The sequence below is a fragment of the Rhizobium mayense genome (genome assembly GCF_030272705.1).
Lineage (GTDB): Bacteria > Pseudomonadota > Alphaproteobacteria > Rhizobiales > Rhizobiaceae > Rhizobium > Rhizobium mayense.
In genome coordinates this window covers 203,059-228,409 of the sequence record NZ_JARFYM010000003.1, presented here as the reverse complement: position 1 = coordinate 228,409, position 25,351 = coordinate 203,059, and the positions used below count along the sequence as shown (strand labels likewise).

Genomic DNA, 25,351 nt, shown 5'->3' with positions numbered 1-25,351 from the left:
ACCGGATCGGACATAACTAATGCCGATCAAAACCGCCGCGATCATTGGCGCCGGAATAGCCGGCCTCACGGCGGCGCTGGCGCTGGCGAGACATGGCGTTCGCGCCATTATTTTCGAACAGGTTGAAGCGCTGACCGAGGTCGGCGCCGGCCTGCAAATTTCGCCCAATGCATCCCGCATTCTCGACACGCTCGGCGTGCTCGACGCCCTTCGGCCTGTATGGCTGGAGCCAGAAGAGGTGCGCCTTGTCTCCGGTTCATCCTTGCGGGTGATTGCATCGGTGCCCTGCGGCAGCTTCGCCAGAGAACGTTGGGGCTCCCCCTACGGCGCCCTTCATCGCGCGACGCTGCAAAAAGTGCTTCTCGATGCCGTGATCGTCGACCCACTCTGCACCCTGCATCTCGGCCGGCCTATCGACGCAACGAACCGACAAGCGCTTGATGCGGCCATTGGTGAGAGTGCGGATCTGATCGTCGGTGCCGATGGCGTCTGGTCGAAGGTGCGCACGCTGGTATCTAGCGGGCCTTCGCCGCATTTTTCCGGCAATATCGCCTGGCGCTTCACCATTCCCGAGGCTCTGGCGCCGAGAACCCTCGACAGAACAAGCGTGACCGCGTTTCTCGGCCCTTCGGCACATCTCATCAGCTATCCGATCAAGGAAAATGCCGCTTTCAATATCGTGGCGATCATTTCCGGAAGCAGTACGAGCCATGATTGGAGCGCCGCCGGCACCAGGGCCCAACGCGAGCATCTCCTGCGGGGCTTCTCAGGCTGGAACGGTGCCATAACGGGACTGCTGGAACAACAGAAGGAAGCCACCTTCTGGCCGCTCTATCAAGTGAGCGCCGGCCGTTGGCACAATGGCAAGGACGTCATGTTAATCGGCGATGCGGCCCATGCGATGATGCCGTTTGCGGCGCAGGGTGCTGCCATGGCGATCGAGGATGCCTTCGAACTCGCCGGCATGGTGGCGTCACGCCCCCTTGCCGAAGCGCTCGATCTCTTCGAAAAACACCGCATGCCGCGCATCGCGCGCCTGCGCCAGCGCGCTGCCTTCAATCAATTTGCCTATCATGCCCGCGGACCGGTGCGGCTGGCCCGCGATCTTGTTCTATCCGTGCGTCCGCCGCAAAGTCTCGCGGCGGACCTGGATTGGGTCTACGGCTACCAAGCCACTGGCTGATCAGACTTCCCTCGCCGCAGCGAGGCCCTTTTCGATATCGGCCTTGATATCGACGACGTCCTCAAGTCCGATCTGCAGGCGCAGGACCGGTCCTTCCGTCGGCGCCTTGGCGATGCGCCGGTCGCCGAGATAGACATGCACCGCAAGGCTCTCGAAGCCGCCCCAGGAATAGCCGAGGCCGAAAATCCGGAGCGCATCGAGGAAGGCATGCGCCTTGGCCTTGAATTTATCCGGGCTGCCGGCAGCCAGCACGAAAGAGAAGATGCCGCTCGCGCCCTTGAAGTCGCGCTTCCAAAGCTCGTGGCTCGGAAAGCTCGGCAGCGCCGGATGCAGCACGCGTGCGACATCTTCCCGTCCCTCAAGCCATTGCGCGATGGCAAGCGCGCTTTCCTGGTGTCGCTCCAAACGCACTCCCATCGTGCGCAAACCCCGCAGCACCTGATAGGCATCGTCCGGCGCACCGCAGATGCCGAGCTGGAGATTGGCGTCCCTCAATTGCTCCCAATGGGCCGCGTTGGCGGATACCGTTCCCAGCAGAATATCGGAATGACCGGCCGGATATTTCGTCGCCGCGTGAATGGAGATGTCGACGCCATGATCCAACGGCTTGAAATAAATCGGCGTCGCCCAGGTGTTATCCATCGTGACCACGCAGCCATGCCGGTGAGCGGCCGTCGAAATCGCGGAAATATCCTGCATTTCAAAGGTGTTGGAACCTGGCGCTTCCGTATGCACCAGCTTGGTGTTCGGCTTGATCAGTTGCTCGATGCCAGCGCCGATCAACGGGTCGTAATAATCGATCTCAACGCCGAGACGCTGTAGCATGGTATCGCAGAAGATGCGCGTCGGCCCATAGACCGAATCGACGATCAGCGCATGATCACCGGCAGACAGAAAGGCCAGGAACGGCACGGTGAGCGCCGCAAGCCCCGATGGCACGATGATCGTTCCCGCCGATCCTTCCAGCGCGTCGATGGCTTCGCAGAGCGCATCGGTCGTCGGCGTACCACGCGTGCCGTAGGTATATTTCTGGTCGCGCGTCTCCATCGCCCGTGCATTCGGGAAAAGCACCGTCGAGGCATGCACGACTGGCGGATTGACGAAACCGTGGAAATCTGAGGGCGAATTACCAATGTGGGACAAACGCGTGTTGATGCCGGCGTTTTGCAGCAATGTGTCTTTGTCTTTCATGTGTGGGTATGCCTTTGGCGCTGTGGGGAATTCGATTTTTGGCTGCCAAGCCCGATGGGGTCAACCCCGGACGTAAACACCTATCTACCTGCTAAAATACCGGAATGATGGAAGCAACACTCATTTTCGCGCAGTTTTTTGGCAAAATGCCGCCCATATAAATGCCAGGCGCCCATTTTCAGTCCAGGGCGGGCGAAAATGCCGAATTTGTCCTCAATAATTCGGGCGATGTCTTGACCATAAATGCATTTGCGACTGTGATAGATCTGCTCGCACCGGGAGAGTGAGGAAGAGGGTTCTCCGAGAGCCTAGCTCGGGAGCGATACGCTTTAAGTATAAAACAATAGACAGAGGTTGGGAAAGATGAAAAAGATTGCTCTATCCGTATTCCTTGGAGCGGCCGCTTTGGCATACTCCACATCGGGTGCGTCGGCTTCGACGCTGAGCGATGTGAAGGCCAAGGGCTTTATTCAATGCGGGGTGAATACGGGGCTTCTTGGCTTCGCACAGCCCGATGCGTCTGGAAACTGGGCCGGTTTCGACGTCGACTTCTGCAAGGCTGTCGCCGCGGCCGTCTTTGGTGACGTCACCAAAGTCAAGTACACGCCTCTCAGCGCGAAAGACCGCTTCACTGCGCTGCAGTCCGGCGAAATCGATGTGCTTTCGCGCAATACCACCTGGACGATCAACCGCGATACCGCGCTGGGCCTTAAGTTCCGTCCCGTCACCTATTTTGACGGCCAGGGCTTCATGGTTCGCAAGGAGTTGAACGTAAAGTCGGCTCTGGAACTCTCCGGCGCCGCCGTTTGCGTTCAGTCCGGCACGACGACGGAACTGAACCTCGCCGACTTCTTCAAGACCAACAACCTACAGTACAATCCGGTGGTTTTCGACAAGCTCGAGGAAGTCAACACCGCCTATGACTCCGGCCGTTGTGACGTGTACACCACCGACCAGTCCGGCCTCTACGCGCTGCGCCTGACGCTGAAGAACCCGGACGACAACGTCGTTCTGCCCGAGATCATCTCCAAGGAGCCGCTTGGCCCCGCCGTTCGCCAGGGTGACGACCAGTGGTTCAACATCGTCAGCTGGACGGCTTATGCGCTCGTCAATGCCGAAGAATTCGGCATCACGCAGAAGAACGTCGATGAGATGAAGAACTCGCCGAGCCCGGATATCAAGCGCTTTCTCGGCGTAGAACAGGGCTCCACGATCGGCACCGACCTCGGTCTGACCAATGAGTGGGCCTACAACATCATCAAGGGTGTCGGCAACTACGGCGAAGTCTTCGACCGCAATGTTGGCGCAGGCAGCCCGCTGAAGATCGCCCGCGGCCTCAACGCCCTGTGGAACAAGGGCGGCATTCAGTACGCGCCTCCGGTTCGCTAAGCCGCAAACGGCCAATTTCGAGAGAGGCGGCAGCAGGCCGCCTTTCTCACCTCAAGAAAACAAGCCTGAAACAGGCACATTGGGGAAAAATTTTGCATGGCAATTACTACGAATTCGCCTCATGGCGATAGCGCATCCGTATCTGCGCTGAACAATCCCAAAGTCCGGGGTGCGTTCTATCAGGTTCTCACCGTTCTCGTTCTCGCGTTTATCTGCTGGTTCGTCGTCACCAATACGGTTGACAATCTGCGCGCGTTGAACCGCTCCTTCGGCTTCGGCTTCCTCGCAGGCCGCGCCGGCTTCAATCTGGGGCAGGCTCTGATCCCCTTTACGAGCGATTCTACCAATATCGACGCGCTTCTCGTCGGCCTGCTCAATACAATGCTTATTTCAGCGGTCGGCATCGTCGCCGCAACGATTGTCGGCTTCATCGTCGGTATCGGCAGGCTTTCGCACAACTGGCTGATTGCGAAGCTGTCCCAGACTTATGTCGAAATCTTCCGCAACATCCCGCCGCTGCTCGTCATCTTCTTCTGGTACAGCGGCGTTCTGGTGCTGCTGCCGCAGGCGCGGGACGCCGTCCATCTGCCGTTTTCCAGCTATCTCAGCAATCGCGGCCTCGCCTTCCCCAGCCCGATCTTCGGCGCCGGCATGTGGGCTGTCGGTGTTGCTTTGCTCGTCGCGATCGCAGCGATATTCATCGTCGCGCGGTGGGCACATAGGCGTCAGGCAGCGACGGGCCAGCAATTCCATACGATCTGGGTGTCGATCGCCCTATTGATCGGCCTGCCGTTGCTGACCTTCTTCGCGACGGGCATGCCCCTCTCGTTCGACTATCCCGTTGCCGGGAAGTTCAACCTGACCGGCGGGATGGTTGTCGGACCGGAGTTCATCGCACTTCTCCTGGCTCTTTCCCTCTATACGGCAACCTATATTGCCGAGATCGTGCGCGCCGGTATTCGCGGCGTCGCGAAGGGTCAGTCGGAAGCGGCCGGTGCCCTCGGTCTTCGAGCCCCGGCCATCAACAGGCTTGTCGTCATTCCGCAGGCAATGCGCATCATCATTCCGCCGCTGACAAGCCAATATCTCAATCTGATCAAGAATTCCTCGCTCGCCATTGCCATCGGCTATGCAGATCTCGTCGCGGTCGGCGGCGTGATCCTCAACCAGTCCGGCCGAGCGGTCGAAGTCGTCATTATATGGATGGTCATCTATCTCGCCCTGAGCGTCGTAACGTCGCTGTTCATGAACTGGTTCAACGCCAAGATGGCTCTGGTGGAGAGATAATATGGCCAACGTTGATCAACACTTCGTCAGCAAGGGGCTTTTGTCGCCGCAGCCGGCACCCGCCAGCGAACGAGGCGCGTGGCATTGGAGCAAGAAGAACCTCTTTGCCACGCCAAAGGACGTCGTTCTCACAATCCTGGCCGCCGCTTTCCTTGCCTGGGCCATCCCGCATCTGGTCAACTGGCTGTTCATACAGGCAGTCTGGGACGGAACCGATCGCACATTCTGCGCCACGACCGTTCAGGGAGGAACGCAGCCGGATGGCTGGAATGCCGCTTGCTGGGCCTTCGTCCGCTCGAAATTCGTCATCTTCATGTTCGGTCTCTATCCGCCGGAGGAACGCTGGCGGCCGATACTCGTCGCCATCCTGATGATCATGGCATTCGTGCCTCTACTGATACCGTCGGTTCCCAGGAAGGGGTTGAACGCAATTCTGGCATTCTTCGTACTGCCGGTTGTCTCGTACTTCCTGCTCCATGGCGGCTTCGGCCTCGATATCGTGGAAACGGAAAGATGGGGCGGCCTACTGGTGACCCTGGTCCTTTCCTTCGTCGGGATCGCGGTCTCCTTTCCATTCGGCATCCTGCTTGCGCTCGGACGCCGCTCGAAAATGCCCGTCGTTCGCATGCTGTGCGTGATCTTCATCGAGGTCATCCGCGGCGTGCCCTTGATCACCGTATTGTTCATGGCAAGCTACATGCTGCCCTTGTTCATGCCGCAGGGCTGGACGGTCGATAAGCTGCTTCGCGCGATAGTCGGTGTCGCCATCTTCACCTCGGCCTACATGGCCGAAGTCATCCGCGGCGGTCTCCAGGCCGTGCCCAAAGGCCAGTTCGAAGGGGCTGATTCGCTCGGCCTCGGCTACTGGCAGAAAATGCGGCTAATCGTGCTGCCGCAGGCCATCAAGCTGGTCATTCCCGGCATCGTCAACACCTATATCGGGATGTTCAAGGACACGTCGCTAGTGGCGATCATCGGCATGTTCGATCTGCTCGGCATCGTTCGCCAGAACTTCTCCGACGCAAATTGGGCAAGCGCCGTGACGCCGATTACGGGCCTGGTCTTCGCCGGCTTCATTTTTTGGCTGTTCTGCTTCGGCATGTCGCGCTATTCAGGTTTTGTGGAGCGCCATCTCGACACAGGCCACAAACGATAAGAATTGAGGGAAGTAACAATATGGCTGAAGCCCAACCCAAAAAACTGACCATTTCCGACACGGAAGTCGCGGTCGAAATGATCAACATGAACAAGTGGTACGGCGATTTCCACGTGCTGCGCGACATCAACCTCAAGGTCATGCGCGGCGAGCGCATCGTCATTGCCGGCCCATCCGGCTCAGGCAAGTCGACGATGATCCGCTGCATCAACCGCCTGGAGGAGCACCAGAAGGGCAAGATCGTTGTCGATGGCGTCGAACTTACCAACGACCTGAAGAAGATCGACGAAGTGCGCCGCGAAGTCGGCATGGTGTTCCAGCACTTCAATCTCTTCCCGCATCTGACGATCCTGGAAAACTGCACGCTGGCGCCGATCTGGGTGCGCAAGATGCCGAAGAAGCAGGCGGAAGAAATCGCCATGCACTTCCTGACCCGCGTCAAGATCCCGGAACAGGCGAAGAAGTATCCAGGCCAACTCTCCGGCGGCCAGCAGCAGCGTGTGGCGATTGCCCGTTCGCTGTGCATGAACCCGAAGATCATGCTGTTCGACGAGCCGACCTCGGCGCTCGATCCGGAAATGATCAAGGAAGTGCTCGACACCATGGTGGGTCTGGCCGAAGAAGGCATGACCATGCTCTGCGTCACCCACGAAATGGGTTTCGCCCGTCAGGTCGCCAACCGGGTGATCTTCATGGACCAGGGCCAGATCGTCGAACAGAATTCGCCGAAGGAATTCTTCGAAAACCCGCAGCACGAACGCACCAAGCTGTTCCTGAGCCAGATCCTGCATTAAGCCGGCTAACTCGGCAATCAAGACCCGCCGGCTGTGACACAGCCGGCGTTTTTTATGTGCATGTGATAAATGCGACCGACGTCGCCGTTAACCATCTTGACAGCCTGAGCAATCCAGAACATTGTGCGAACAAATCAGGGCAAACACAATGGCATCCGGCGAAAAATTCATTATCCTTCCCTACAAGAAGAACCGGGGAAATCTGGTTCCCGGAGAGATGCGGCAGGCATCGAGCGCTGCTAGCGCCGAGAAGATCGCCTCCTCCATGTCCGCGCGTTTCGTCGGCGTTGCCGCCTATGCGGTCATGGTCGATGAAGAGACCGGTGACATGACCTCCCCTCGCCTCCTAGCACGGCACGGCGAAATCGCGGACCTGAACGCCGCCTGACGCACCGCATCGTCACGTGCCGCGTCGGATATCGACGGACAGCGATCTTCAGCGCAAAGGCAATGCGTAGGTCTGTTTGACGATCTGGCTCGGTACGTCCGTCTTGACATTCTGGACGCCGTTGATCCTCGTCAGATGTGTCGACTGAAAATGCCGATAGTCGTCAAGATCGGCGACGACGACTCGCAATAAAGCATCGCTTTCTCCAAGCATGATGTAGCACTCCATCACCTGCGGCAGTTTCTTCATCGCTTCCATGAAATGATCGATGGTTTCCGCGTCCTGGGCCGTCAGCCAGACGCGTGCGAACATGGAGAGCGGCAATCCGGCCTTCACCGGGTTGAGTACCGCTACATAACGGTCGATGATGCCGGCCTCCTCGAGGAGCTTGACCCGCCGCAGACAGGGCGACGGAGACAGGCCCACTTCCCTTGCCAGCTCGATGTTCTGGAGCCGCCCGTCGCGCTGCAAGGCCCGTAATATGCGCTTATCAATCTCATCCAGCCGCATTGGCATTCCCTATCAATAATTCGATCAATCGGAATTTTAATGCCAATTATTCCGACAAAATTGGTGTATTCGCAACCTCATTGCCCGCTTTTGCTTCTACGATGCCAATTATGGAAAACACAGCACTGCTTCTCTTCGCAGCCACGGTCCTGCCGCTGATCTGCACCCCAGGTCCGGATATGTTGTTCGTCGCATCGCAAACGCTATCGGGCGGCGCCTCTGCCGGACTACGCTCAACGGCAGGAGTATGCATCGGCTATATGGTGCACTCGACTCTTGTGGCGCTTGGCCTTGCCGCCATCATCGCAGCCTCGCCCACACTCTTCACGGCTCTTCGCTGGCTGGGCGTCGCCTATCTCCTCTATCTTGCGTTCCAGCTCATCAAATCATCGATGAAAGCCGGCGGTATCAGGCTTCCGACGGGAGGTCGTGCAAACCAGCTTCAAAGAGGCTTCCTGACAGCCTTTCTCAATCCCAAAGGCATGATGATCTACTTCGCTATCCTGCCGCAATTCATGCAGCACCAAGGAAACATCGCGCTGCAAGCATGCGCCCTCTCGGCGATCTTCATCGGATTGTGCAGCATCGTCTACACCATCCTCAGTTTCGTGGTCGCAGCGGTCGGGACCCATGGCAGCCTCAACGATCGTCGCCGAAGATGGATCGAAAGAATAGCCGGCGGGCTTTTACTCGTAGCTGCGGGCAGATTGGCCACTTGAACAAGCCCATAGCACTCCGCAACAGACTCGATATACTGCCGCCAACTGCGCAAAACGCAGATTTTACAAGGCGTTGGGGAACGGGCTGTGGATAAACACGACAAGATAATCATGACGCTTGCGCTTCTGAGCGTGGCGGTCATCATCATAAAATTGATCGGTGCAATAACCGGATATAACCTGATCGACATGGCCATAAACGCCACCAGACCTGCCGATGCCGTTGGTTGGCCCGCGGAGACGCATTGAGCCACTCGTTTTGGCAGTCCGAAAGGCAAGAGCGGTCGTGATCGGCAGATTTCAGTCAACGTATCCACAGCCTTACTTATTTTAGCTACTCGACATAAAGACTGGCCTCAGGCACGATGAGTTACTTGCCTGCGAGTAGCATCAGCATCCGCAAATACAGTCACCTGAAATCGCATTCATAGCTCTTCTGCCATTATCTCACGATGAAGCGGAGTTCATGACGATGGCTGCATCTACGTCTTCGCAAGGCGGCACTGTTGCCGACCAGCTTCTCGACTATCTGGTTCTCGAACGTGCGACGTTGATGTTCGGCGTTCCGGGCGCCGGCATCGCGCATTTGCTGGAGAGGGTCAAGGAACGCCCCGAATTCACCTATGTCGTGTGCCGACAGGAGTCCGCTGCCGCCTACATGGCCGATGGTTATTTTCGCGCAACCGGCAAGCCCGGTGTGGTGCTCGTCACCAGCGGCCCCGGCGCCACCAATGCGCTGACCGGCACGATGAATGCGTATTTCGGCGGTTCCGCCGTCATTACGCTCACCGGCGAGGTGCCGCAAAATTTCCTTGGCCGCGGCTATCTTCAGGAGGGCACCGATTGCGGGCTCAATATTCGTGATATCTACGCCGCGGGAACGCGTTACAGCGCCGATATCGCAGCTGCGGCCGGCGCGCCGATCGTTATCGAACAGGCGCTGCGCGACATGCTGTCAATTCCGCGGCGCGCTGTGCGTCTGGGCATTTCCGACAACGTTGCTTCGGCAACAATCGATGACGAAGACCCCTATCAAATCGTAGCGCCGCGACCGCCTGCTCACCCCTCGAACTATCGCACGCTGCCGAGGGGCGTCGCGCCGGCGGAGGGCGTTCGACGCGTGCTGGAGGTGCTGTCGACTGCGAAACGGCCTCTGATCCTGCTTGGCAACGGCTGCCGCGAGGCGGTGCGGGATTCCGGCACGGCCGATGCGCTTCGGTGTCTGGCGGAGTGGTGGCAAGTTCCGGTCATGACGACGTCGGACGGAAAGGGCGTCTTTCCCGAGACGCACGACCTGTCGTTTCGCGCCTATGGATTTGCCGGATGCCAATGGCCGCAATATTGGATGATCGGCCAGGGCTCCGCTGCCGCCCATGATGCGCTGCTCGTCGTGGGCTCGTCGCTCGGCGAGCTTGCGACCTATCGGTGGAACCCGATGCTGGTGCCGGACGGCCCGTTCATCCAGGTCGATATCGACCAGTCGATGATCGGACGCGGTTTCCCCGTCACCGACGGGATCGTCGCGGAGGCCGGTGCCTTCATCCGAGCCGTCTGGGATCAGGCTCCGGCGTGGCCGGCCGACCCAGCGGTTGTCGCCGCGCGAGCGGCCGAGATCGCCGAAATCAAGAAGGACCATTCGCCGTTTTCGTCGCCTGAAAGCTACAATTCGGAGGGCGCTCCGCTGCAGCCTGCCGCCCTTTGCCGGACGCTCAACGAATTGCTGCCGGACGATACCTTCATTTTCATCGATTGCGGCAATTGCGTCGGCTGGGGACTGCACTCCCTTATCGTCGACCGCGGGCAGGAATTCCACAGCGCACTGGCAATGGGCCCGATGGGCTTTGGCGTCTGCGGTGTGATTGGCGCCAGGCTGGGACGGCCCGATCGCCTTGCCGTTGCCCTGGTCGGGGACGGAGCATTTCTGATGCAGCTCGGCGAGATCTCCACCGCCGCCGCGCACAAGGTGGGCGCCATCTGGATCGTTCTGAAGGACGACGATCTGAAAATGGTGGCGCAGGGCATGGAAATGATGTTCCCGAGCGACGGCAGTTTCGACGAGGCCTACAGCCTTGGAGCGACCGATCTCATAAAGGTGGCGGAAGGGCTCGGCGCCGATGCGGTCGATGTCGGTAAGCCCGCAGACCTTCGAGATTCATGGGGCAAGATCATGGATGGCGCCCAAAACGGACGGCCGCAGGTGATTGTGGCGCATATCGACCCGAAGGCCGCGCCTCCATACTGGAGCGCGCCTTACTGGCAAAAGAAGGTCGACTGAGGGAGGGGGAACTCATGGATACATTGCCGGACGTCGACGTTGCTATCGTCGGCGGTGGGATAAGTGGCATCTATACGGGCTGGCGGCTGCTGACATCGCGGCTGACCGGCTCCAAGCTTGCGGGTTGGGAAGCTGCTCGCGGAAAACTCAAGGTCGCTCTCTTCGAAGGAAGCGAACGCATAGGCGGGCGGCTGCTTTCGGCTCGCTCGCCGCATATGCCGGACACGACCGCAGAGGTCGGCGGCATGCGCTATGTCGCCCCGGCACAGACCCTCGTTACCAGCCTGGTCGAGTGCGTGCTGAAACTGCCATGGCATGAGCAGGTCGTCGATCTTCCCGGCAATATTGCCTTCCTGCGCGGGAAGCTCCTGCGCACCAGCGACCTCGGCAATGCGGCAGCGCTGCCCTTCTGGCTCGATCCGGCGGAAGCGGCATGGCTGGCCGCGGGAACGGGGGGAAGTCCCGCAGGGCTGATCGGACGCGTTCTGACACGGCTGATGCCTGACCTCATGGCGCATCTCAATGCCGGAACACTGCGCCAATATCTTGAAACCGTCATGGTCGATGGATTGCCATTGTGGCAGCACGGCCTGTGGAACCTGCTTGCCAAGGGTATGAGTGCGGACGGATATGCGGCCGCCCGGGCGACTGTCGGGTACGACTGCCTCGGCGGAAACACCAACGCCCTCGACCTGACCGCCGAATATTTCGATTTCACCCCGAACGTCAGCTACCGCATGGTCAACGGCGGCTACGAGACGGTGCCATGGGAGCTTCAGAGCCGCTTCCAGGCCGCCGGCGGCGAGATCCAATTTCAGCAATGGCTTGCCGGTTTCGCCGGCACCACGCTCGACGACGGCTCCAAGGGCATCACGCTGCGGTTCCAGGACGGTACGACAAAGACGGCGCGCGCCATCGTGCTCGCCATGCCGCGGCGCTCTATCGAACTGCTGGATCCGGAAGGCGAGGTCCTTGGCCCGGCGAATACCCAATTCCGGCAGGACCTCGCCTCCGTTGCTCCGATCCCGTTGTTCAAGTGCTTCCTGCTCTATCCGAACTGCTGGTGGCAGGATTCGGGGGTCAGTTCCGGCCGCTCTCTCACCGACATGCCCATCCGGCAGTGCTACTACTGGCCTGCCGGGCCGCAGGGGACAACCATTCCGAAGCGGGACGAACCAGGCCTTATCATGGTGTACGACGATCTCTTGAACGTCGGTTTCTGGGAAGGACTGGACAGGCGCGCGGAAGTCCACAAGGCCGGCCTGCCGCTTAGCTTGAGAAGCCCAGGCCACCATTGGCCGATGTTCAAGCGAAAGGCGGCCGAAATGACAGCGGAATCGGCCGATCCCTTCGCCAAGCGGCTCGCTGAGAACTGGACACAGCATCCGGCCACCAAGCCGATGGTGAACGAGCTCCATCGCGAGCTCATGCAGATGCACGGCAAGGACAGCGCGCCGGAGCCCATCGATGCCGCCTATATGGACTGGTCGCGCGATCCCTTCGGCGGCGGGGTCCATCTTTGGAACGTCAACGTCCGTTCGGATGTCATGCTCACACGTATGACTCAGCCGGTCGACGATTTCCCCTGCTACATCTGTGGGGAGGCATATTCAACCAATCAAACATGGGCAGAAGGAGCCCTGCAGACGGCCGAGATCGTCCTGCAGCAGCGGCTCGGTGTACCGAAAGGCGAGTGGCAGGATGGTTGAGAACAGTATCGGCATCATCGGGCTGGGCTATCAGGTACCGCCGCTGGTCCGGCTCAACGACGATCCCATCTTCGATGCGCTGAAGAGCAACAGCTCGCAAAAGGAGATCTTGGCGCTGTTCCAAGGATTCGAGCGGCGGCATGTATTGGGACCCGACGAATCGCTTGTCTCTATCATGGAGGCTGCGGCCGAGAAGGCGATGATCGATGCGGGCGTGGCGGCGGCCGATATCGATCTGCTGATGGGCTGCGCGTCGCTCAGCCGTTATATCGTACCGAGCGATCTGGGAGAGTTGCACGCGCGTCTCGGTCTCCCGGAGCGAGCCATGCCGCTGCCGCTCGGAAATGACTTTTCCAACTTCACAGAGTCGCTCGTTATTGCCGATGCGCTGCTGAAGGTCGGGCGGGCCCGGCGAATTCTCGTGGTCGCCGGCGGTGATTGGACACGCGCCGTCGACTATAACCAGGGCGCGTCGGTAAGCGCCGGTGACGGCGCAGGGGCGGCAGTGCTCGGCTGTGCATCAGCCGGTGTGCGCTGGATCGTTCAGGATCAGCAGGCTCTTGTCAGATCTGATCTTTATGGTGCGATGTTCGTCAGCGGTGATCCCATCAAGACGAACGGGCAGCCGGAGAACCAGGAATATAGCGGTCCCTATTTCCACATGACCCAGGACGGTTACAACGACTTCAAGTCTTTCGGCGGTAGAACCGCTGCGATTTCGGCACAGCAGTTGTTGCAGCGCCAGGGGCTTTCCGGCGGCGATATCACCCTCATCGGTCATCAGGCGTCGACACTCCTGCTGGACGCCTGGGCCGACGTGCTGAAGACCAGGCCGGCGCTCAGCACCATCAAGGATTTCGGGAACATGACCGTAGCCAGCATTGCCGTGACGCTGGCTGCTCGCGAAGAGGACATAGAGACACCCTATGTCATGCTCCTGGCGCTCGGCCTCGACTTGCATGCGCACGCCGTACTGTTGCGGCGAGTGGTGTGAACCATAGTTGGTATTCAGGCTGCGCCGAACTCGCAGGCGAGGCGTTCGCGCTTGCCTTCAGCGCCCCACGCCCGGTATGCCGCCAGCGCCTCGGGGAGCGCGCTAGGGATTTCGCCGGCCGTTTGTTGCACCCTGGCCAGGCATTCCAAAGCGAAGGCGCGGTCTTCCAAGTGGCCCGTTTCTGCGGCGCGCTCCGCCGCGGCGCGCAGAAGCCTCTGCGCCGCCGCGATTTGGCCGGCGCCCGCCTCGAGGAGCCCCTCGAGAATATCCGCCTTGGGGCTGAGCCAGGCCTCGTTCAAGGCTTCCCAATTGCGCATCTGGTCCGCGCAGTCCCATCCCTCAGCGCGTAATGCCTGAGCGTCCTCCGGGGAGCCGAAGGCGGCAAGTGCCAGCGCCGCAGCTCCGTGATAGTGCACAAGCACGACTTCCGAGGGTTGTCCGGCGAAAAACGGCAGCAGGACACGCGCCTGTTCTGCCCATGAGAGAGCGCTTCGCCAGTCCCCGCCAAGTGCAGCCAAGCGCAGTTTCGCCGTGTAATAACCGGCAACCTGATTGCTGAACCGCGATTGGAGCATGGTTGCGAACTCAGTCTCCTCGTCCATTGTCGCATCGGAAAGCTGGTCGAACGCGCGGGTTTTGCCGGCAAGCGCGCGGGCGGATTGCAGTTCCAGCAGCAGCGTGAAGGCGGAATTGCGCACCCGACCGCCGTTCCGCGCGAGATGCGCGGTACCGGTCGAGATGACCTCGTCGATGGGCCGGCCAGCCGCAGCGAGCAGAACGACGACCGTTGTGAGATTGAAGCAGCCGTAGACGATTTCGCCGCTCGCGAGGCCGGCTTCGGCGCCCGCCTTTGCTCGCGCAATTCCGTCTTCCAGCGTTCCGACCCAATGATTGTGGAACCACACATTGATAAAGGCGCAGCGGGCAAAGCTCGCGCCTTTGACGCGGGGTTGTAGTTGCAGGCTCAGATCGCTCCATGCCGCACCCGTCCGCCGGTCGCCCGTCATCGCCGCATGGACAACCGAATACATCGCGTAGACATCGGGCGTGAAAACGGCCTGGCCGTGAGCAAGCGTCAGGCGCAGACATCTCGCCCCGAGCAGCGCGAACAGTTCGGGTTGCTGACTTTGGTAGGCGTAGGGCGCGATGCTCAGCAATAGCGGCACGAGGCTAGCGACATGTTCGTCCTGCAGTTGCGGCAGGTCGATGAGATCTGCCGGCTGCCTGTCGCCGAGCAGCGCAGCGATCTGCTCCATCTCCTGGCCGATCGCCTTTTGGAGCCCCGCGCCATCGGCCGGTACTTCGGAGCCGAGAAGGGCCGCACCGTGCAGACCGATCGAAAGGGATTGCCGCACGAATCCCAGACCAAAAACACGCTCGGCTTCGAGCCTGAGATAGTGAACCGCCCGTACCGGTTCGCCTGCCGCCTCCAAGTGATGCGCGAGCAACGCGTAAAAGCGTGACATGTCGAGGGCGCTGTTTTGTTCATACCAGTCGGCGATTGCCTTGTGCAATTGCTTGCGCTGCCCGTAGAGCATCAGCTCATAGGCAACATCGCGCATAATGCCATGACAAAAGCTATAGCCGTCCAATTCGTCGATGTGGTCCGGCTGCAGCATGCCCGCACGGTGGTGCATCGCCAGGTGACGGCCGACGACCGCCTGTTCGGCGTTCGCGGTGGGGTGTACAGCGGCCACAAGGGCGGTCGGAAAACGCAGGCCCGCGGCGCTTGCGACCTTGAGGGTCACCTGGCTTTCAAGATCGAGACGGTCGATGCGGCGCGCCACTGCAGCATGAATCGAATCCGGCAGAGGCAAGCGATCGTCGGCCAGATGTTGCGCGATACGACAGGTGCCGTCCACCACGTCGATCAAGCCTTCGTCATGGAGCGCCCGGGCCAGTTCAAGACAGAAAAATGGATGCCCTCGGGCGCGAGCATGCAGCAGGTTCGCCAGATCCGGCGCAATGCGTTCGGCGCCGAGTCGGGTCAGCGCCAGCCCGTCCTGTTCTTCATCCGATAGCCCTTCCAGCTTCAGTCGCAGCGCGCCGCCGTCCGACAGCGTTTCTATCCGCGCGTCCTCCTCCATCGGCTGCATGGCCATCACCAGACAGAGACCGCGCACGGCACGAACGGCCTTCGTCGCCAGTGTCCAACTCTCGTCATCCAGCCATTGGGCGTCGTCGATTGTCACCAGCAACGAGCCACCGCAAGCGGCACGCCGGAGAAGCGAAACCAGCAAATCGAGCCGGGCCTCCGTGCGCTGGGGCGCGCTCATCGCTTCCAATTCGGCCGTTTCGGGAAAATCGAGTTGCAAGACGGCGTTCAGGAGTGCCGCGCTAGGCGCGAGCTCCGGGCTGAGCGCGTTCAAGGCGGCTGCACGCCGCTGTGACTCCGGCTGTTTGGCATCGAGACCGAGCAGTTGGGTAAGCACGCCTCGCCAGCCTCGATAAGGAACGTGACGCTCGATCCGGTCCGCGATGCCGCCCAAGGTCGTGGATCGCTCGGTCGCCAGGCGATGATGCAACTCCGCCAGCAGGCGTGATTTACCCATCCCGGATTCCGCCTCGACGATGACAAATCGAGAATTGCCGGACTGCGCCGCATCTTCCAGGGCGCTCAGAATGCGCTTGAGTTCGCGCTCACGTCCATGCATCAGTTCGTCGAGCTCGGCGCGATCCTGCCGCCTGGGTGTCCAGACGGGGACATTGAGATCCAATCCACGCACTTGGCTGTGACCGATCGGAACGAAGGATATGGCATCCTGCGCCCCGCGGACCGTGGCTTCGTCGCACTGGATCGTGCCTTGCTGCAACCCCTGGAGCCGGGCGGCAAGATTGACCGCTTCGCTGTAGGTGGTCCAGGCGCGGAAGACATCGTTTCCGATCAATCCGCAAAAGGCCGTCCCCGTTGCGACGCCGATACTGCTGGGCTGGCCTATAGCGCGCAGCGCATCACGCATGTCGACGGCACATCGGACCGCCCGCACGGGATCATCCGCGTGCGCAACAGGCGGAATCCCGAAAACGATGACGAGGTTTGCACCGCGCTCGTCTACTCGGAGTTGCTGTATAAACCCGTCTTGCTCAAGGACCTCTGGCGCGATTGCGGCTACGATCGACTCCAGCCGGGATAAAATGTCGGGCGAAGCGTGATCCAGCCGAGGCAGGGCCACGAACACGACCGAAATGCGCCTGAGTTCGGCGGTCCAATCGAGAAGCCTGCCGTCGAGGCGGAGTGCAACGGGGAGCGGTACAAGACCGGCCAGGCGTTCGCGTGCTTCCGAAGTCAGCGGCGGAATGGCCAATGGCGTCGGGTCGGGTGCACCGCGTAATGACGTCAGGACGATCGCGTCGCGGCCGGCCGATCGCACGGTCGCCGCATCACCGAGGATCGAACGTGCGGCGGCCGAAACCAGCAACTGTCCCTTGGCCCGTGTGGCGCTTGCCTCCTGCAAATCGGCGAGCCCGTTTCCCACGGTCACGTGGAGCCGCAGGCTCCCGGTTCCGATCTCGGCGGTATGGCACTGCCCGAAGGCGAGCACGGCATGGAGTTCGATCGGCTCTCCCGAAGGCAAGGCACCACGCGACGCCGCAAGAATTTGCTGGGCGCACGCCGCCGCGCGTAGAAGAGCCTCATGAGGGGTCGAGCCAGCGCACGGCCAGCCGGCAAGCAGCCCATCGCCCGCAAACATCAACGGCTCGCCGCCATGGGCGACGATCATGTCGATAAGCCCGGCGAAATGCAGTTCCAGCAGGTTGGCCAGATTTTCAATGCCGGCGGGTCCCCGCGCAAGAAAATGCGTTGTAATCCGGGTGAAGCCGACGACGTCCAGCCACAGCAGTGCCATGCGGCGATCCGGCGCTATGGAGGGCTCTTTGCCAAAGAGCCTCAGCGGCGGTGGCGCGAAACTCTCGATCAGCCGTGCCTCAAGCAAGCTCCTATCCGACATAGGGGGCCCCCAACCCTTTCCCCGAAGGCTCAGAGTAACGCAAATTTGCGAACCAATCCACGCCTGTGAGCCCGTCGTGGGCAACAGGTCCGCCTGGCTACGGCGCCGTGGCGGTGCCCTCTCCTATGTAAATCCGTCGCGCGCCAGTCGGCAATAAGCCAGCGCCCCAGATGCCAGCGATCGACGCGCGAGCGGCGCACCCTCCTGCTATACCGCTGCACGTCGGCGGCTATGCAATCGAGGCGACATGCAAGTCTAAGCGCTGCACGCTAAGCGGCAGGCAACAATGATTGACCGGCCCTGGAGCGTGCCCAGGCGATCCCATCGTCGAGCGATGTCGCCTTGTATGCCAAATCGGTATCACCTGAAAATGCGGCCATGAACCGACGTATCTTGCCGTAGTTGTTATCCAGCACGGCATGGGGGCGTCCAAGCAGCAACGAGCAAATGTGGACATGCAGCCTGTCGGTGACGATCGTGCGGCCGCGGGAGATCTGGCGGATGCCACGGCGCACCCGATTATGAGCTGCCGCGTCGAGTTTGCGCAGCCGTATTTCGGCTGGTTTGAGAGCCAGAAGAGCCGTTGCCGCGCCAAGCGCTTTGGCGACGCGCACGCGCCTGGCGGATTCGGTGGTCCAGTCCTCTTTCGGAATATCGGGATAGGCGGAAAGATCGGCATTTCCGACCTTCTCGATATCGGATCTCAGCATGGCGAGCACCGGAAATTCCGATTCCTCCGGCTGGATTGCGCCGATGCAGAAGGCCATATCGGGGCAAAGCCGCACTTCGCAATCGAAATGCTTGAGCGCGAACTCCTTCGACTCCTCGTCGCGCACCAGCAACACGAAGTGCTTATGACGCCCGATGACGCGCGCGCTTTCGTCCAGGCGCGCCTGAGACTTGTAGTGGATGGATTGCGGAAACTGAATCACCTGACGATGAGGAAACCGCTCCAGGACCTGTTCGCGGAAGTCCTGATGTGCATCCCAGATGTCGCCGAAATTGCCGCCTCCATGAATGAATATCGGACCGGTCGGCACGGTTTGCTCGAGTTGCTCAGCCGAAAAGTCGTAGATCCGCGACACATAGGTCGGGCGCTTACCGTATCTCTTGTCGAGATAGGCCATTTCGCCCAACCAAATGGCCGAGTCGCCGCAGTTGCGGATGTCGGGAAAGTCGAGGATTGCCAAAGGCTCGTCATGGCTGATGTAGTCTTTCAGGCAATCGTGGATCATACCTTCCAATTTCGTGATCAAAGTTTGATTTGATTGCAATGTCATTTCCCCATTCCCCTTTTCGATGACAAGGCAGTCCAGCCTCGATCGGCCGTACCTTCTTCAGGCAAGGCGTAGTCTCGGCAACACTTTGCCGAGTATCGTTCGGACCTCCGTTTCAGGACCGGCCGGCCGCTTCATCAACATCCACAGCAGGAAGGTGGAGCCGCAGTAGAGCAGGCCGCCAAGCAAGATCAGTATTGAGAGGTGCATCACGAGTACGAACTTGTCGTCCGTGGACGCCAAATGGCTCGAGGCGAGCGAGACGCCGGCCGCCATCACCGCGACGCTTGCCAGCGCCCGGAGGTTCACGGACAATTGCTTCAACACGGAAACCCCGGTGAAGCGGCGTACGAGCATCATGTTGACAACAGTGCTGAACAAGCCGGTGAACACACGGCCCAGGATGACTCCGGGCAGGCCATACAGCATCAAACCCGCGATCATGATCGGCACCCGCAGGCAGAACATCTGGGTATCGCGGACGAACAGCACCCGCGTCTCACCCTTCGCCATTCCAAGTGGCTGCACCAGCGAGCCCAGCGTCTGCAGCGCAAAGACCGAGGCAAGTGATTGGATGATGAAAACGACCGGCGTCCACCTGTCACCCAGCGCGAGCCTGACCAGCGGATCGGCGGTCACTGCAACGCCGATGCCGGCGGGAAGCGCAACCGCAGCAACGAGCGCCTGCACGCGCTGATAGGCAGCGGCAAGCCTGCCGGGGTCATTGCGAATGCCTGCGAAGGCTGGATAGATCGTCTGCGTGAGAGGCGCAGTCGCCTCCCGCGTCGGCATCATGGCAAGATTGCTACCCACCGAATAATAGCCGAGTTGGATCCCTCCGAGCATCTTGCCGACCAGCAGATAATCGAAGCGCCAATTGAGTGTGCTGACGATCTGGCCAGCAGTGAGCCAGGCGGAAAAGGAGAAGAACTCCCGCATATGCTGAAAGGTGATCCTGGGTCGGAAGGGCAGCACCAGATAGGAGACAATGACATTCGTCGCCTGGCTTATGAGAGTGCCGATGACCAGCGCCCAATAGCTTTGATAGATCACCGCTATTGCGACGGAGGCGACGAAGCCGGCGAACTTCTGCGAAACGGCGAGTACGAATTCTTGCCAGAAGATCAAGTCGCGCTGGAGCATGATGCGGCGCGGATTGGTGAGACCACCCATCAGCATGCTGACGCCAAGGGCCAGCATGACGCCCGTCAATCTCGGTTCATTGAACAGGACGGCGGTCGGATAAGCAAAGATCGCGAACAGGATACAGATCGCCAGCCCGCGTGCGGCATTGAGGGTCCATGCTGCGCTGAAATGAGATTCGCTCGGCGCCTTATGACGGATTAGCGCTTCAGAAAGCGAGAGCTCGGTCACTGTCGTGACGATCAAGAGTATCGTCATGCCGAGGGCGACCACGCCGAAATCAGAGGGCGCCAGATACCGCGCCAGTACGAATGTGCTGAGTGTCGCAAGCCCGTTCACGATCGTCCGAGAAAGGCTTAACCACATGCTTCCCTTGACGAGCCGTCCGGTGATGCTGGTCATTCGATATTGACGTCCCATTACGCTGTGACGCGGTCATTTTGCGCACAGATATCCCCTTCCGTATCAATACCTTACGAATTGAGACGGTTGTAAAGATTTGCACGGCAGTAATCGATGGGGCGGACCCCTGCGTCTGAGCGGGAACTAGTTCGCAGAATCCGCGTGTCAACAGCTCCAGATCATTTTGGCGTCAGTTTCAGTTCATTTTCGTATCATTTTCGCATCATCTTGCCGGCGGCTTAAACCTTTTGTGTGCGGGGATGGGAAAGTTCGCCGATCGATCCGCCGCGATACCGGAAGCGGCAGCGCTCGCGTGCTTCACACGGATTTGCCGGTCAACGCGCCGATGCCGGCCGTGACGGCCATCACTATGGCGCCCCAAACGGCGACTCGGACCGTGGGCGCCTGAGCGCCCCCGGCCTTGGCGCCGGTGGCCCCTAACGGTTCGAGGACGACGAGCGACACGCCGAACACCGCGGGAACGAGGACATCCTTCTGCGCAGCGACAGCAGCCAGAATTGGCAGGATCGCGCCTGAAGCATTGCAGATGCGGGAATCCCACGAGCTATTCCCCTAGTCGGTCAGAAATCCTGACCAGGTCGGCGAGGGTTCCAGCCCGCATCTTGCGCATGACCTGGCCGCGCCGGACCTTTACCGTGATCTCGCTCACGCCAAGAGCCGCAGCGATCTGCTTGTTCAACAGACCTCGGACCACAAGCCGCATGACCTCTTGCTCGCCCGCAGTGAGATCGAGCCAGCGGTGTCGAAGTTCGGCGGTGGCGCCGTCTTCAGCGCGCCGTAGGGTATCATTCCCGATCCCTTGATGGATGGCATCGAGCAGACTGGGGCTACCTCCCGCACCATGGACGGGAACTGGATGGTGGTGGTGATTGGCGCCGCCGCATGGTCCGCCTATTTCAGTATCAATTATCTCAGGGCCAGCGTAGGCCGGTGGGATGTGGCGACGGCCGTCGCCGACGGCTTCTATTGCGCGTCATCGTTCTAATGGCGCTTGCCACCCTGATCTGGGTGCCGGTCGGAGTGTGGATCGGCCTGCGCCCAAAGCTCGCGGAGAAGGTTTGCTCGACAAACGCCCGAACCACACGGCTCCGGCGGCACGGTTCCGCAACGAACTGGAAGACTATATGACCGAGTCCTATGCGGACGATACCCTGAAGACGATCATCTCCTAGGCCCGCTATGGCGAACTCTTCGCCTATGACGAGCAAAAGGAGATGTTTAGCCTGGAGAACCCCCAGTGATTGTGGGCGATGGTCGCTGCCATTTGGCTCGTCAGCTTGATGCATTATGATCTGGGATATATCGACCTGGAACAGAGGACCTTGCAAACCATCGACAACCCGTTCGGCACGAGGTTGTCACCTAAGTCTTAGGTACGTTCTGTTACCCATCTCTTCGGTATGGACAAAGAAAGACATGGCGACCCCTGCAGGATTCGAACCTGCGACCACCTGCTTAGAAGGCAGGTGCTCTATCCAGCTGAGCTAAGGGGCCTGAAATCCAAGCCGCCGCGAAGGTGTCGCGGCTGACAACACATGCCTGAAACTTTCGTCAAACTCAATGGGCGCCGAATTCAATCCGCGCTGGACTCAATGGGTCCACGGCTGGATACGATTGAAACGGAAGTTGTCGGTGTAGGAAACCACCTGGCGGTTGGCATCCTTGGGGGCGAGCACGCGATATTCGATGCCGTTACGCTGGGCATAGGCCTCGGCCTGCTCCTGCGTCTCGAAGGTCAGCTTGAGCTGCTGACGCGTGTCGGCCGAAGAGGTATAGCCCATGATCGGATCGATCTTGCGCGGGATTTCCTGGTCGAATTCCAGAACCCACAAATGGGTCTTGGCCTTGCCGGACTGCATGGCGGTTTTTGCGGGACGGTAAATCTTGGCAGGCATCGCTGCAGCGCCTCCGGGTAAGCGGGACAGTCCCGCCTTTTGCTTCTTTCGTCTTTCCCCGACCCGTGAAGGCCGAGCAACACGGATTTTTGCTTAGCTGCGAATCCCCTTAGTTTCAAGCAAAAATGGCGGCGCCCCATTGCCTTAGCCATTCGATACCACCCTGCTCGATCCGCGCTCACAACTCGGCGCCGGCAACAGGCTCTATATCCGCCTCATGCGCACCAGCATTAGGACAATGGCCAGCAGGACGAGTGCGACGCTTGAGGGACCATAGCCAAATCCAAGCGGCGCCATGTAGGGCCAGTACGGCAACGCGCCGAACATGACCACGATCAGGATAACCAGCAGGATATTGCGCAGCATTTCATCCTCCTTTGTTCAACCGAATAAATTCCAGCTCTCGCCGAAGCGCCTCTTAAAATATGTCGCTTTAGGTGTTGGTTAAGGGCGAAGCTTCGTGTTCGCGCTGGCGTTCGTTTTGCATTTATGTGCGTTTACTTCTTCGTCACTGCAGTCTCGATTGACTTACAACCAGAATCAGTACTTCGTTTCCCTCTATAGTTTAAAATCATTCACGCTAAATACTTTGCCACTAAAAGAGGGTCTTTGGATGCAGAAGCTTTATATGAGTTGTTTTGGACTATTGATGCTGACGTCTTGTGCAGGCGAGGTCATCCAGAAACCGAACCCACTTCTAAGTCAAACCGCCGCGTCTCAAGCATTAAGACCCGGCGCGTACTCTACCGCCCTCGTTTCACCCGACCTCCTTAAGCCAGGCCGGATCTATCATCAGGATTCCGCCGGAAAATTCTATGAGCTTTGTCAGAATGACTTCAAGAAGCAAAACGCGCTGAAAGCCCTTTCATTCACATCCGCAAGCTCCGATCCGGACGAGGTTGTGCAAGATCAAGTCTATCTTTCAGGCGCTTACTTTGGTGTCGGCGTCACGACGCTCAGAGTTCCATACACCAGGGTAAAGGTAACGGGCTTCACGACGTCAACAATGAACACGGATGACGATCCGACGAAGCTCATTACCAATAACATCGCAAAAGCATGTAGAGAAACAATCCTGCCACGAAACAAGCCCTACTATATCACTTCCGCTGTAGCGGTAGCCAAGAAGGCAGATGTTTATAGCCGCCCGCCCTTTGACAAAATAACGATTGGTAATGGCGGCTATGACGGAAGCGCGCAGGAAACCCTGAAATCGACGCGCAAAAACGTGGTGTTCGGTGTCACCGCCGATCAGGTTAAATAACATCGCTCGATCCGTCAGCTGGCAACGCATTGATGGATGGCGAATCCGCCATCCATGGTTCACCATGCATATGCGGAGACAGATGAACCGGCCCGCCGACAGCGGATCGGAGGCCTTCGCATCACAGTGAAGACCGTGAAAACGTTGACGACGGAATTCGAGGTGACGGTAAATGATAGAGTGGCGCCGACCGCCCGGCGCGCCAACATCTATTTGGGGAGGATAGATTGTGTGTGGACGCATCTACATCCAAACATCCCTGAGGGAACTGCTTGCCAACTTCGCCTTTGCCGGCCCCGGTGATGTCGAGCCGCTGTCCAACAGTTTTCCCCGTTATAACGGGGCGCCGCAACTGGACTATCCGATCATCATCCGCGAGATCGTCCAGGAACCCGACGTTATGGGGCCGGTCTTCGCGACAGCGCGCTGGGGCTTTGTTGCGGCGTGGGCCAGGGATGCCGGCAGGCCGATGATCAACGCAAGGTCCGAAGGCATTTCGACCAACGGCATGTTCAAGCATTCCTACAAATCAAAACGCTGTCTGGTGCCGATCAATGGCTTTTTCGAATGGAAGGACATTTATGGAACCGGCAAAAACAAGAAGCCCTATGCTATCGCAATGAAGTCAGGCGAGCCCTTCGCCCTCGCAGGCATCTGGGCAAGCCGACGCGATCCGGAAAGCGGCATTGAGCGGAAGACATTCGCTATTATCACCTGTCAGCCAAATGAGCTGATGGCGACGATCCACGACCGCATGCCAGTCATGCTGCATCCGGAGGACTATGAGCGCTGGCTTTCCTTCGAACCGGATCCCCATGACCTCATGAAGCCGTTTCCGTCTGAGCTCTTAACCATGTGGCCGATCGGCAAGGACGTTGGTTCGCCGAAAAACGATAGGCCTGATATCATCGAGCCGATCGAAGAGCCGTCCGACGACGATCCGGAGCCGCCATTGCTGTGAGCGACGCCCACTTATGGTTTATCGACAAAGTCCGCGAGATGAAACCGAAGAGCGATGCCCTTTGGCGCTATAACGACTGCCGGAGCGGAGTTCGATAAGGATTGGGGCATGACGGAACGCCACATCGACTCGTGTTTATTGGAGGATAAATGAGAAAGTACATTGCCATTGCAATATTGAGCGCCTGTTCGGCATCTTTCGACGCTCACGCCACCACCGCTTCAGAGCCGAACGGCACCCACCCTTCATCCGGTCATAACACCAAAATACCAACTTCCTCCGGAAACCCATTGCAGGAAGACCTCTCGTGCAACGAGGTAAATCAGGCGTTCATTAAGACTTGGAACAGCCCGCAGGTCGCCGACATCACATATAATGTTAAAGCGGATGGCACCCTAAAGCCGCATTCAGAGTTTCGGGCCGTGGACGCTTACCAATATGAAAAGTATGCCTTTTCGACCAAATGGCGAAGCAGCGGGCGGGGAACGATTGGGACGATTGGACAGCGCGGACCATTCTGGAATTCATGCAAGTTCGTCGGGACAGAAAGTGATATTGGGGAAGCGTTACGTCACTATTCCGCGATTTGGCGAAGTTTTCCTTATGAAGCGCCGGCTGACATTTGGATATCGAACGTTGACGGAAGGCTGCGAAAAATTCAACGCCGATACCCTGACAAGTTATGGCAGTACCCGTTTTCAACAGCCTTGGATGTGTTCAGCTACGATCCGGCACAGGCTAGCGCCCCAGCACGTTGATTTCAGATGACGGGTATCCCGTCACTTGGAAGCAGGCGCCGGTACGAAAGAAAAAGATAGATCTGATTTATAGTCGCTTACGAAA

Annotated in this window: 23 protein-coding genes, 1 tRNA gene and 1 pseudogene; 16 read left to right on the top strand and 9 right to left on the bottom strand. The window is 59.3% G+C overall.

The features are described 5' to 3' along the window. Positions 1-19: 19 nt before the first annotated feature. Positions 20-1,183: an FAD-dependent monooxygenase gene (locus PY649_RS06650; protein ID WP_285867409.1), complete on the top strand. Its 1,164-nt coding sequence runs from the start codon at positions 20-22 to the stop codon at positions 1,181-1,183. On the opposite strand, the gene PY649_RS06645 is transcribed toward PY649_RS06650, so the two are convergent. Continuing rightward, the gene (locus PY649_RS06645; RefSeq protein WP_285867408.1) at positions 1,184-2,374 is read right to left on the bottom strand and encodes a cystathionine beta-lyase; all 1,191 of its coding nucleotides are present in this window, start codon (positions 2,372-2,374) and stop codon (positions 1,184-1,186) included. Positions 2,375-2,737: 363 nt separating this feature from the next. Here PY649_RS06645 and PY649_RS06640 point away from each other — a divergent pair, with 363 nt between their 5' ends. The 5 genes from PY649_RS06640 (at position 2,738) to PY649_RS06620 (ending at position 7,388) form a co-directional block, all read left to right on the top strand. After that, positions 2,738-3,763, top strand: coding sequence for an amino acid ABC transporter substrate-binding protein (locus tag PY649_RS06640; RefSeq protein WP_285867407.1), 1,026 nt, complete (start codon positions 2,738-2,740; stop codon positions 3,761-3,763). A 96-nt stretch (positions 3,764-3,859) separates the two neighbouring features. Next, the gene (locus tag PY649_RS06635; protein WP_285867406.1) at positions 3,860-5,050 is read left to right on the top strand and encodes an amino acid ABC transporter permease; all 1,191 of its coding nucleotides are present in this window, start codon (positions 3,860-3,862) and stop codon (positions 5,048-5,050) included. A 1-nt stretch (position 5,051) separates the two neighbouring features. Then, positions 5,052-6,206 (top strand): amino acid ABC transporter permease, encoded by a 1,155-nt coding sequence (locus PY649_RS06630; protein ID WP_285867405.1) that lies wholly within the window; start codon positions 5,052-5,054, stop codon positions 6,204-6,206. 20 nt (positions 6,207-6,226) lie between these two features. After that, positions 6,227-7,000, top strand: coding sequence for an amino acid ABC transporter ATP-binding protein (locus PY649_RS06625; RefSeq protein WP_285867404.1), 774 nt, complete (start codon positions 6,227-6,229; stop codon positions 6,998-7,000). 148 nt (positions 7,001-7,148) lie between these two features. After that, the gene (locus PY649_RS06620) at positions 7,149-7,388 is read left to right on the top strand and encodes a hypothetical protein (RefSeq protein ID WP_285867403.1); all 240 of its coding nucleotides are present in this window, start codon (positions 7,149-7,151) and stop codon (positions 7,386-7,388) included. Positions 7,389-7,436: 48 nt separating this feature from the next. On the opposite strand, the gene PY649_RS06615 is transcribed toward PY649_RS06620, so the two are convergent. Beyond that, entirely contained in the window at positions 7,437-7,898 is a 462-nt protein-coding gene (locus PY649_RS06615; RefSeq protein WP_285867402.1) for an Lrp/AsnC family transcriptional regulator, read from the bottom strand. A 110-nt stretch (positions 7,899-8,008) separates the two neighbouring features. On the opposite strand from PY649_RS06615, the gene PY649_RS06610 reads away from it, so the two are divergent. From PY649_RS06610 to PY649_RS06590, 5 genes are all read left to right on the top strand, one after another. Next, the gene (locus PY649_RS06610) at positions 8,009-8,617 is read left to right on the top strand and encodes a LysE family translocator (protein ID WP_285867401.1); all 609 of its coding nucleotides are present in this window, start codon (positions 8,009-8,011) and stop codon (positions 8,615-8,617) included. Between the two features lie 111 nt (positions 8,618-8,728). Next, positions 8,729-8,866 (top strand): hypothetical protein, encoded by a 138-nt coding sequence (locus PY649_RS06605; protein ID WP_285867400.1) that lies wholly within the window; start codon positions 8,729-8,731, stop codon positions 8,864-8,866. 223 nt (positions 8,867-9,089) lie between these two features. Then, positions 9,090-10,892 carry a thiamine pyrophosphate-binding protein gene (locus tag PY649_RS06600; RefSeq protein WP_285867399.1) on the top strand — a complete coding sequence of 601 codons (1,803 nt, stop codon included), beginning with the start codon at positions 9,090-9,092 and terminating at the stop codon, positions 10,890-10,892. Between the two features lie 14 nt (positions 10,893-10,906). Continuing rightward, entirely contained in the window at positions 10,907-12,601 is a 1,695-nt protein-coding gene (locus tag PY649_RS06595; RefSeq protein WP_285867398.1) for a flavin monoamine oxidase family protein, read from the top strand. Then, positions 12,594-13,595, top strand: a complete 1,002-nt coding sequence (locus tag PY649_RS06590; RefSeq protein WP_285867397.1) for a 3-oxoacyl-ACP synthase III family protein — start codon at positions 12,594-12,596, stop codon at positions 13,593-13,595. Before PY649_RS06595 ends, PY649_RS06590 begins: the two co-directional genes overlap by 8 nt. A 14-nt stretch (positions 13,596-13,609) precedes the next feature. On the opposite strand, the gene PY649_RS06585 is transcribed toward PY649_RS06590, so the two are convergent. The 4 genes from PY649_RS06585 to PY649_RS06570 form a co-directional block, all read right to left on the bottom strand. After that, positions 13,610-17,545: an AAA family ATPase gene (locus PY649_RS06585; RefSeq protein WP_285867396.1), complete on the bottom strand. Its 3,936-nt coding sequence runs from the start codon at positions 17,543-17,545 to the stop codon at positions 13,610-13,612. Between the two features lie 269 nt (positions 17,546-17,814). Continuing rightward, positions 17,815-18,825, bottom strand: a complete 1,011-nt coding sequence (locus tag PY649_RS06580; RefSeq protein WP_285867395.1) for a polysaccharide pyruvyl transferase family protein — start codon at positions 18,823-18,825, stop codon at positions 17,815-17,817. Between the two features lie 57 nt (positions 18,826-18,882). Next, positions 18,883-20,367, bottom strand: coding sequence for a lipopolysaccharide biosynthesis protein (locus tag PY649_RS06575; RefSeq protein ID WP_285867394.1), 1,485 nt, complete (start codon positions 20,365-20,367; stop codon positions 18,883-18,885). A gap of 565 nt (positions 20,368-20,932) precedes the next feature. After that, positions 20,933-21,184: a response regulator transcription factor gene (locus tag PY649_RS06570; RefSeq protein WP_285867551.1), complete on the bottom strand. Its 252-nt coding sequence runs from the start codon at positions 21,182-21,184 to the stop codon at positions 20,933-20,935. Positions 21,185-21,190: 6 nt separating this feature from the next. Between PY649_RS06570 and PY649_RS06565 the strand changes: the two genes are divergently transcribed. Both PY649_RS06565 and PY649_RS06560 read left to right on the top strand, forming a co-directional pair. Next, on the top strand, positions 21,191-21,373 hold the full coding sequence (locus PY649_RS06565; protein ID WP_285867393.1) for a hypothetical protein: 183 nt from the start codon (positions 21,191-21,193) through the stop codon (positions 21,371-21,373). A 73-nt stretch (positions 21,374-21,446) separates the two neighbouring features. Beyond that, positions 21,447-21,629, top strand: a pseudogene (locus tag PY649_RS06560) (AAA-associated domain-containing protein); the annotation flags it as partial. A 176-nt stretch (positions 21,630-21,805) separates the two neighbouring features. On the opposite strand, the gene PY649_RS06555 reads toward PY649_RS06560, so the two are convergent. The 3 genes from PY649_RS06555 to PY649_RS06545 form a co-directional block, all read right to left on the bottom strand. After that, positions 21,806-21,882, bottom strand: a tRNA-Arg gene (locus tag PY649_RS06555). Between the two features lie 95 nt (positions 21,883-21,977). Then, on the bottom strand, positions 21,978-22,283 hold the full coding sequence (locus tag PY649_RS06550; RefSeq protein ID WP_283050236.1) for an ETC complex I subunit: 306 nt from the start codon (positions 22,281-22,283) through the stop codon (positions 21,978-21,980). A 204-nt stretch (positions 22,284-22,487) separates the two neighbouring features. Continuing rightward, positions 22,488-22,649, bottom strand: coding sequence for a DUF3309 family protein (locus PY649_RS06545; protein ID WP_285867392.1), 162 nt, complete (start codon positions 22,647-22,649; stop codon positions 22,488-22,490). A gap of 247 nt (positions 22,650-22,896) precedes the next feature. Between PY649_RS06545 and PY649_RS06540 the strand changes: the two genes are divergently transcribed. From PY649_RS06540 to PY649_RS06530, 3 genes are all read left to right on the top strand, one after another. Next, positions 22,897-23,547 (top strand): hypothetical protein, encoded by a 651-nt coding sequence (locus tag PY649_RS06540; protein ID WP_285867391.1) that lies wholly within the window; start codon positions 22,897-22,899, stop codon positions 23,545-23,547. Positions 23,548-23,776: 229 nt separating this feature from the next. Further along, positions 23,777-24,508 (top strand): SOS response-associated peptidase, encoded by a 732-nt coding sequence (locus PY649_RS06535; RefSeq protein WP_285867390.1) that lies wholly within the window; start codon positions 23,777-23,779, stop codon positions 24,506-24,508. Between the two features lie 149 nt (positions 24,509-24,657). Beyond that, entirely contained in the window at positions 24,658-25,266 is a 609-nt protein-coding gene (locus PY649_RS06530; RefSeq protein ID WP_285867389.1) for a hypothetical protein, read from the top strand. Positions 25,267-25,351 lie beyond the last annotated feature (85 nt).

What these genes read in the sequence shown, in the direction of transcription:
- PY649_RS06575 (WP_285867394.1), bottom strand. Translation starts at nt 20,367, where the DNA reads ATGACCAGCATCACCGGACGGCTCGTCAAGGGAAGCATGTGGTTAAGC.
- PY649_RS06635 (WP_285867406.1), top strand. Translation starts at nt 3,860, where the DNA reads ATGGCAATTACTACGAATTCGCCTCATGGCGATAGCGCATCCGTATCT.
- PY649_RS06625 (WP_285867404.1), top strand. Translation starts at nt 6,227, where the DNA reads ATGGCTGAAGCCCAACCCAAAAAACTGACCATTTCCGACACGGAAGTC.
- PY649_RS06590 (WP_285867397.1), top strand. Translation starts at nt 12,594, where the DNA reads ATGGTTGAGAACAGTATCGGCATCATCGGGCTGGGCTATCAGGTACCG.
- PY649_RS06650 (WP_285867409.1), top strand. Translation starts at nt 20, where the DNA reads ATGCCGATCAAAACCGCCGCGATCATTGGCGCCGGAATAGCCGGCCTC.
- PY649_RS06615 (WP_285867402.1), bottom strand. Translation starts at nt 7,898, where the DNA reads ATGCGGCTGGATGAGATTGATAAGCGCATATTACGGGCCTTGCAGCGC.
- PY649_RS06540 (WP_285867391.1), top strand. Translation starts at nt 22,897, where the DNA reads ATGCAGAAGCTTTATATGAGTTGTTTTGGACTATTGATGCTGACGTCT.
- PY649_RS06640 (WP_285867407.1), top strand. Translation starts at nt 2,738, where the DNA reads ATGAAAAAGATTGCTCTATCCGTATTCCTTGGAGCGGCCGCTTTGGCA.
- PY649_RS06620 (WP_285867403.1), top strand. Translation starts at nt 7,149, where the DNA reads ATGGCATCCGGCGAAAAATTCATTATCCTTCCCTACAAGAAGAACCGG.
- PY649_RS06565 (WP_285867393.1), top strand. Translation starts at nt 21,191, where the DNA reads ATGGATGGCATCGAGCAGACTGGGGCTACCTCCCGCACCATGGACGGG.
- PY649_RS06580 (WP_285867395.1), bottom strand. Translation starts at nt 18,825, where the DNA reads ATGACATTGCAATCAAATCAAACTTTGATCACGAAATTGGAAGGTATG.
- PY649_RS06645 (WP_285867408.1), bottom strand. Translation starts at nt 2,374, where the DNA reads ATGAAAGACAAAGACACATTGCTGCAAAACGCCGGCATCAACACGCGT.
- PY649_RS06595 (WP_285867398.1), top strand. Translation starts at nt 10,907, where the DNA reads ATGGATACATTGCCGGACGTCGACGTTGCTATCGTCGGCGGTGGGATA.
- PY649_RS06600 (WP_285867399.1), top strand. Translation starts at nt 9,090, where the DNA reads ATGGCTGCATCTACGTCTTCGCAAGGCGGCACTGTTGCCGACCAGCTT.
- PY649_RS06550 (WP_283050236.1), bottom strand. Translation starts at nt 22,283, where the DNA reads ATGCCTGCCAAGATTTACCGTCCCGCAAAAACCGCCATGCAGTCCGGC.
- PY649_RS06630 (WP_285867405.1), top strand. Translation starts at nt 5,052, where the DNA reads ATGGCCAACGTTGATCAACACTTCGTCAGCAAGGGGCTTTTGTCGCCG.
- PY649_RS06605 (WP_285867400.1), top strand. Translation starts at nt 8,729, where the DNA reads ATGACGCTTGCGCTTCTGAGCGTGGCGGTCATCATCATAAAATTGATC.
- PY649_RS06530 (WP_285867389.1), top strand. Translation starts at nt 24,658, where the DNA reads ATGAGAAAGTACATTGCCATTGCAATATTGAGCGCCTGTTCGGCATCT.
- PY649_RS06610 (WP_285867401.1), top strand. Translation starts at nt 8,009, where the DNA reads ATGGAAAACACAGCACTGCTTCTCTTCGCAGCCACGGTCCTGCCGCTG.
- PY649_RS06545 (WP_285867392.1), bottom strand. Translation starts at nt 22,649, where the DNA reads ATGCTGCGCAATATCCTGCTGGTTATCCTGATCGTGGTCATGTTCGGC.
- PY649_RS06585 (WP_285867396.1), bottom strand. Translation starts at nt 17,545, where the DNA reads ATGTCGGATAGGAGCTTGCTTGAGGCACGGCTGATCGAGAGTTTCGCG.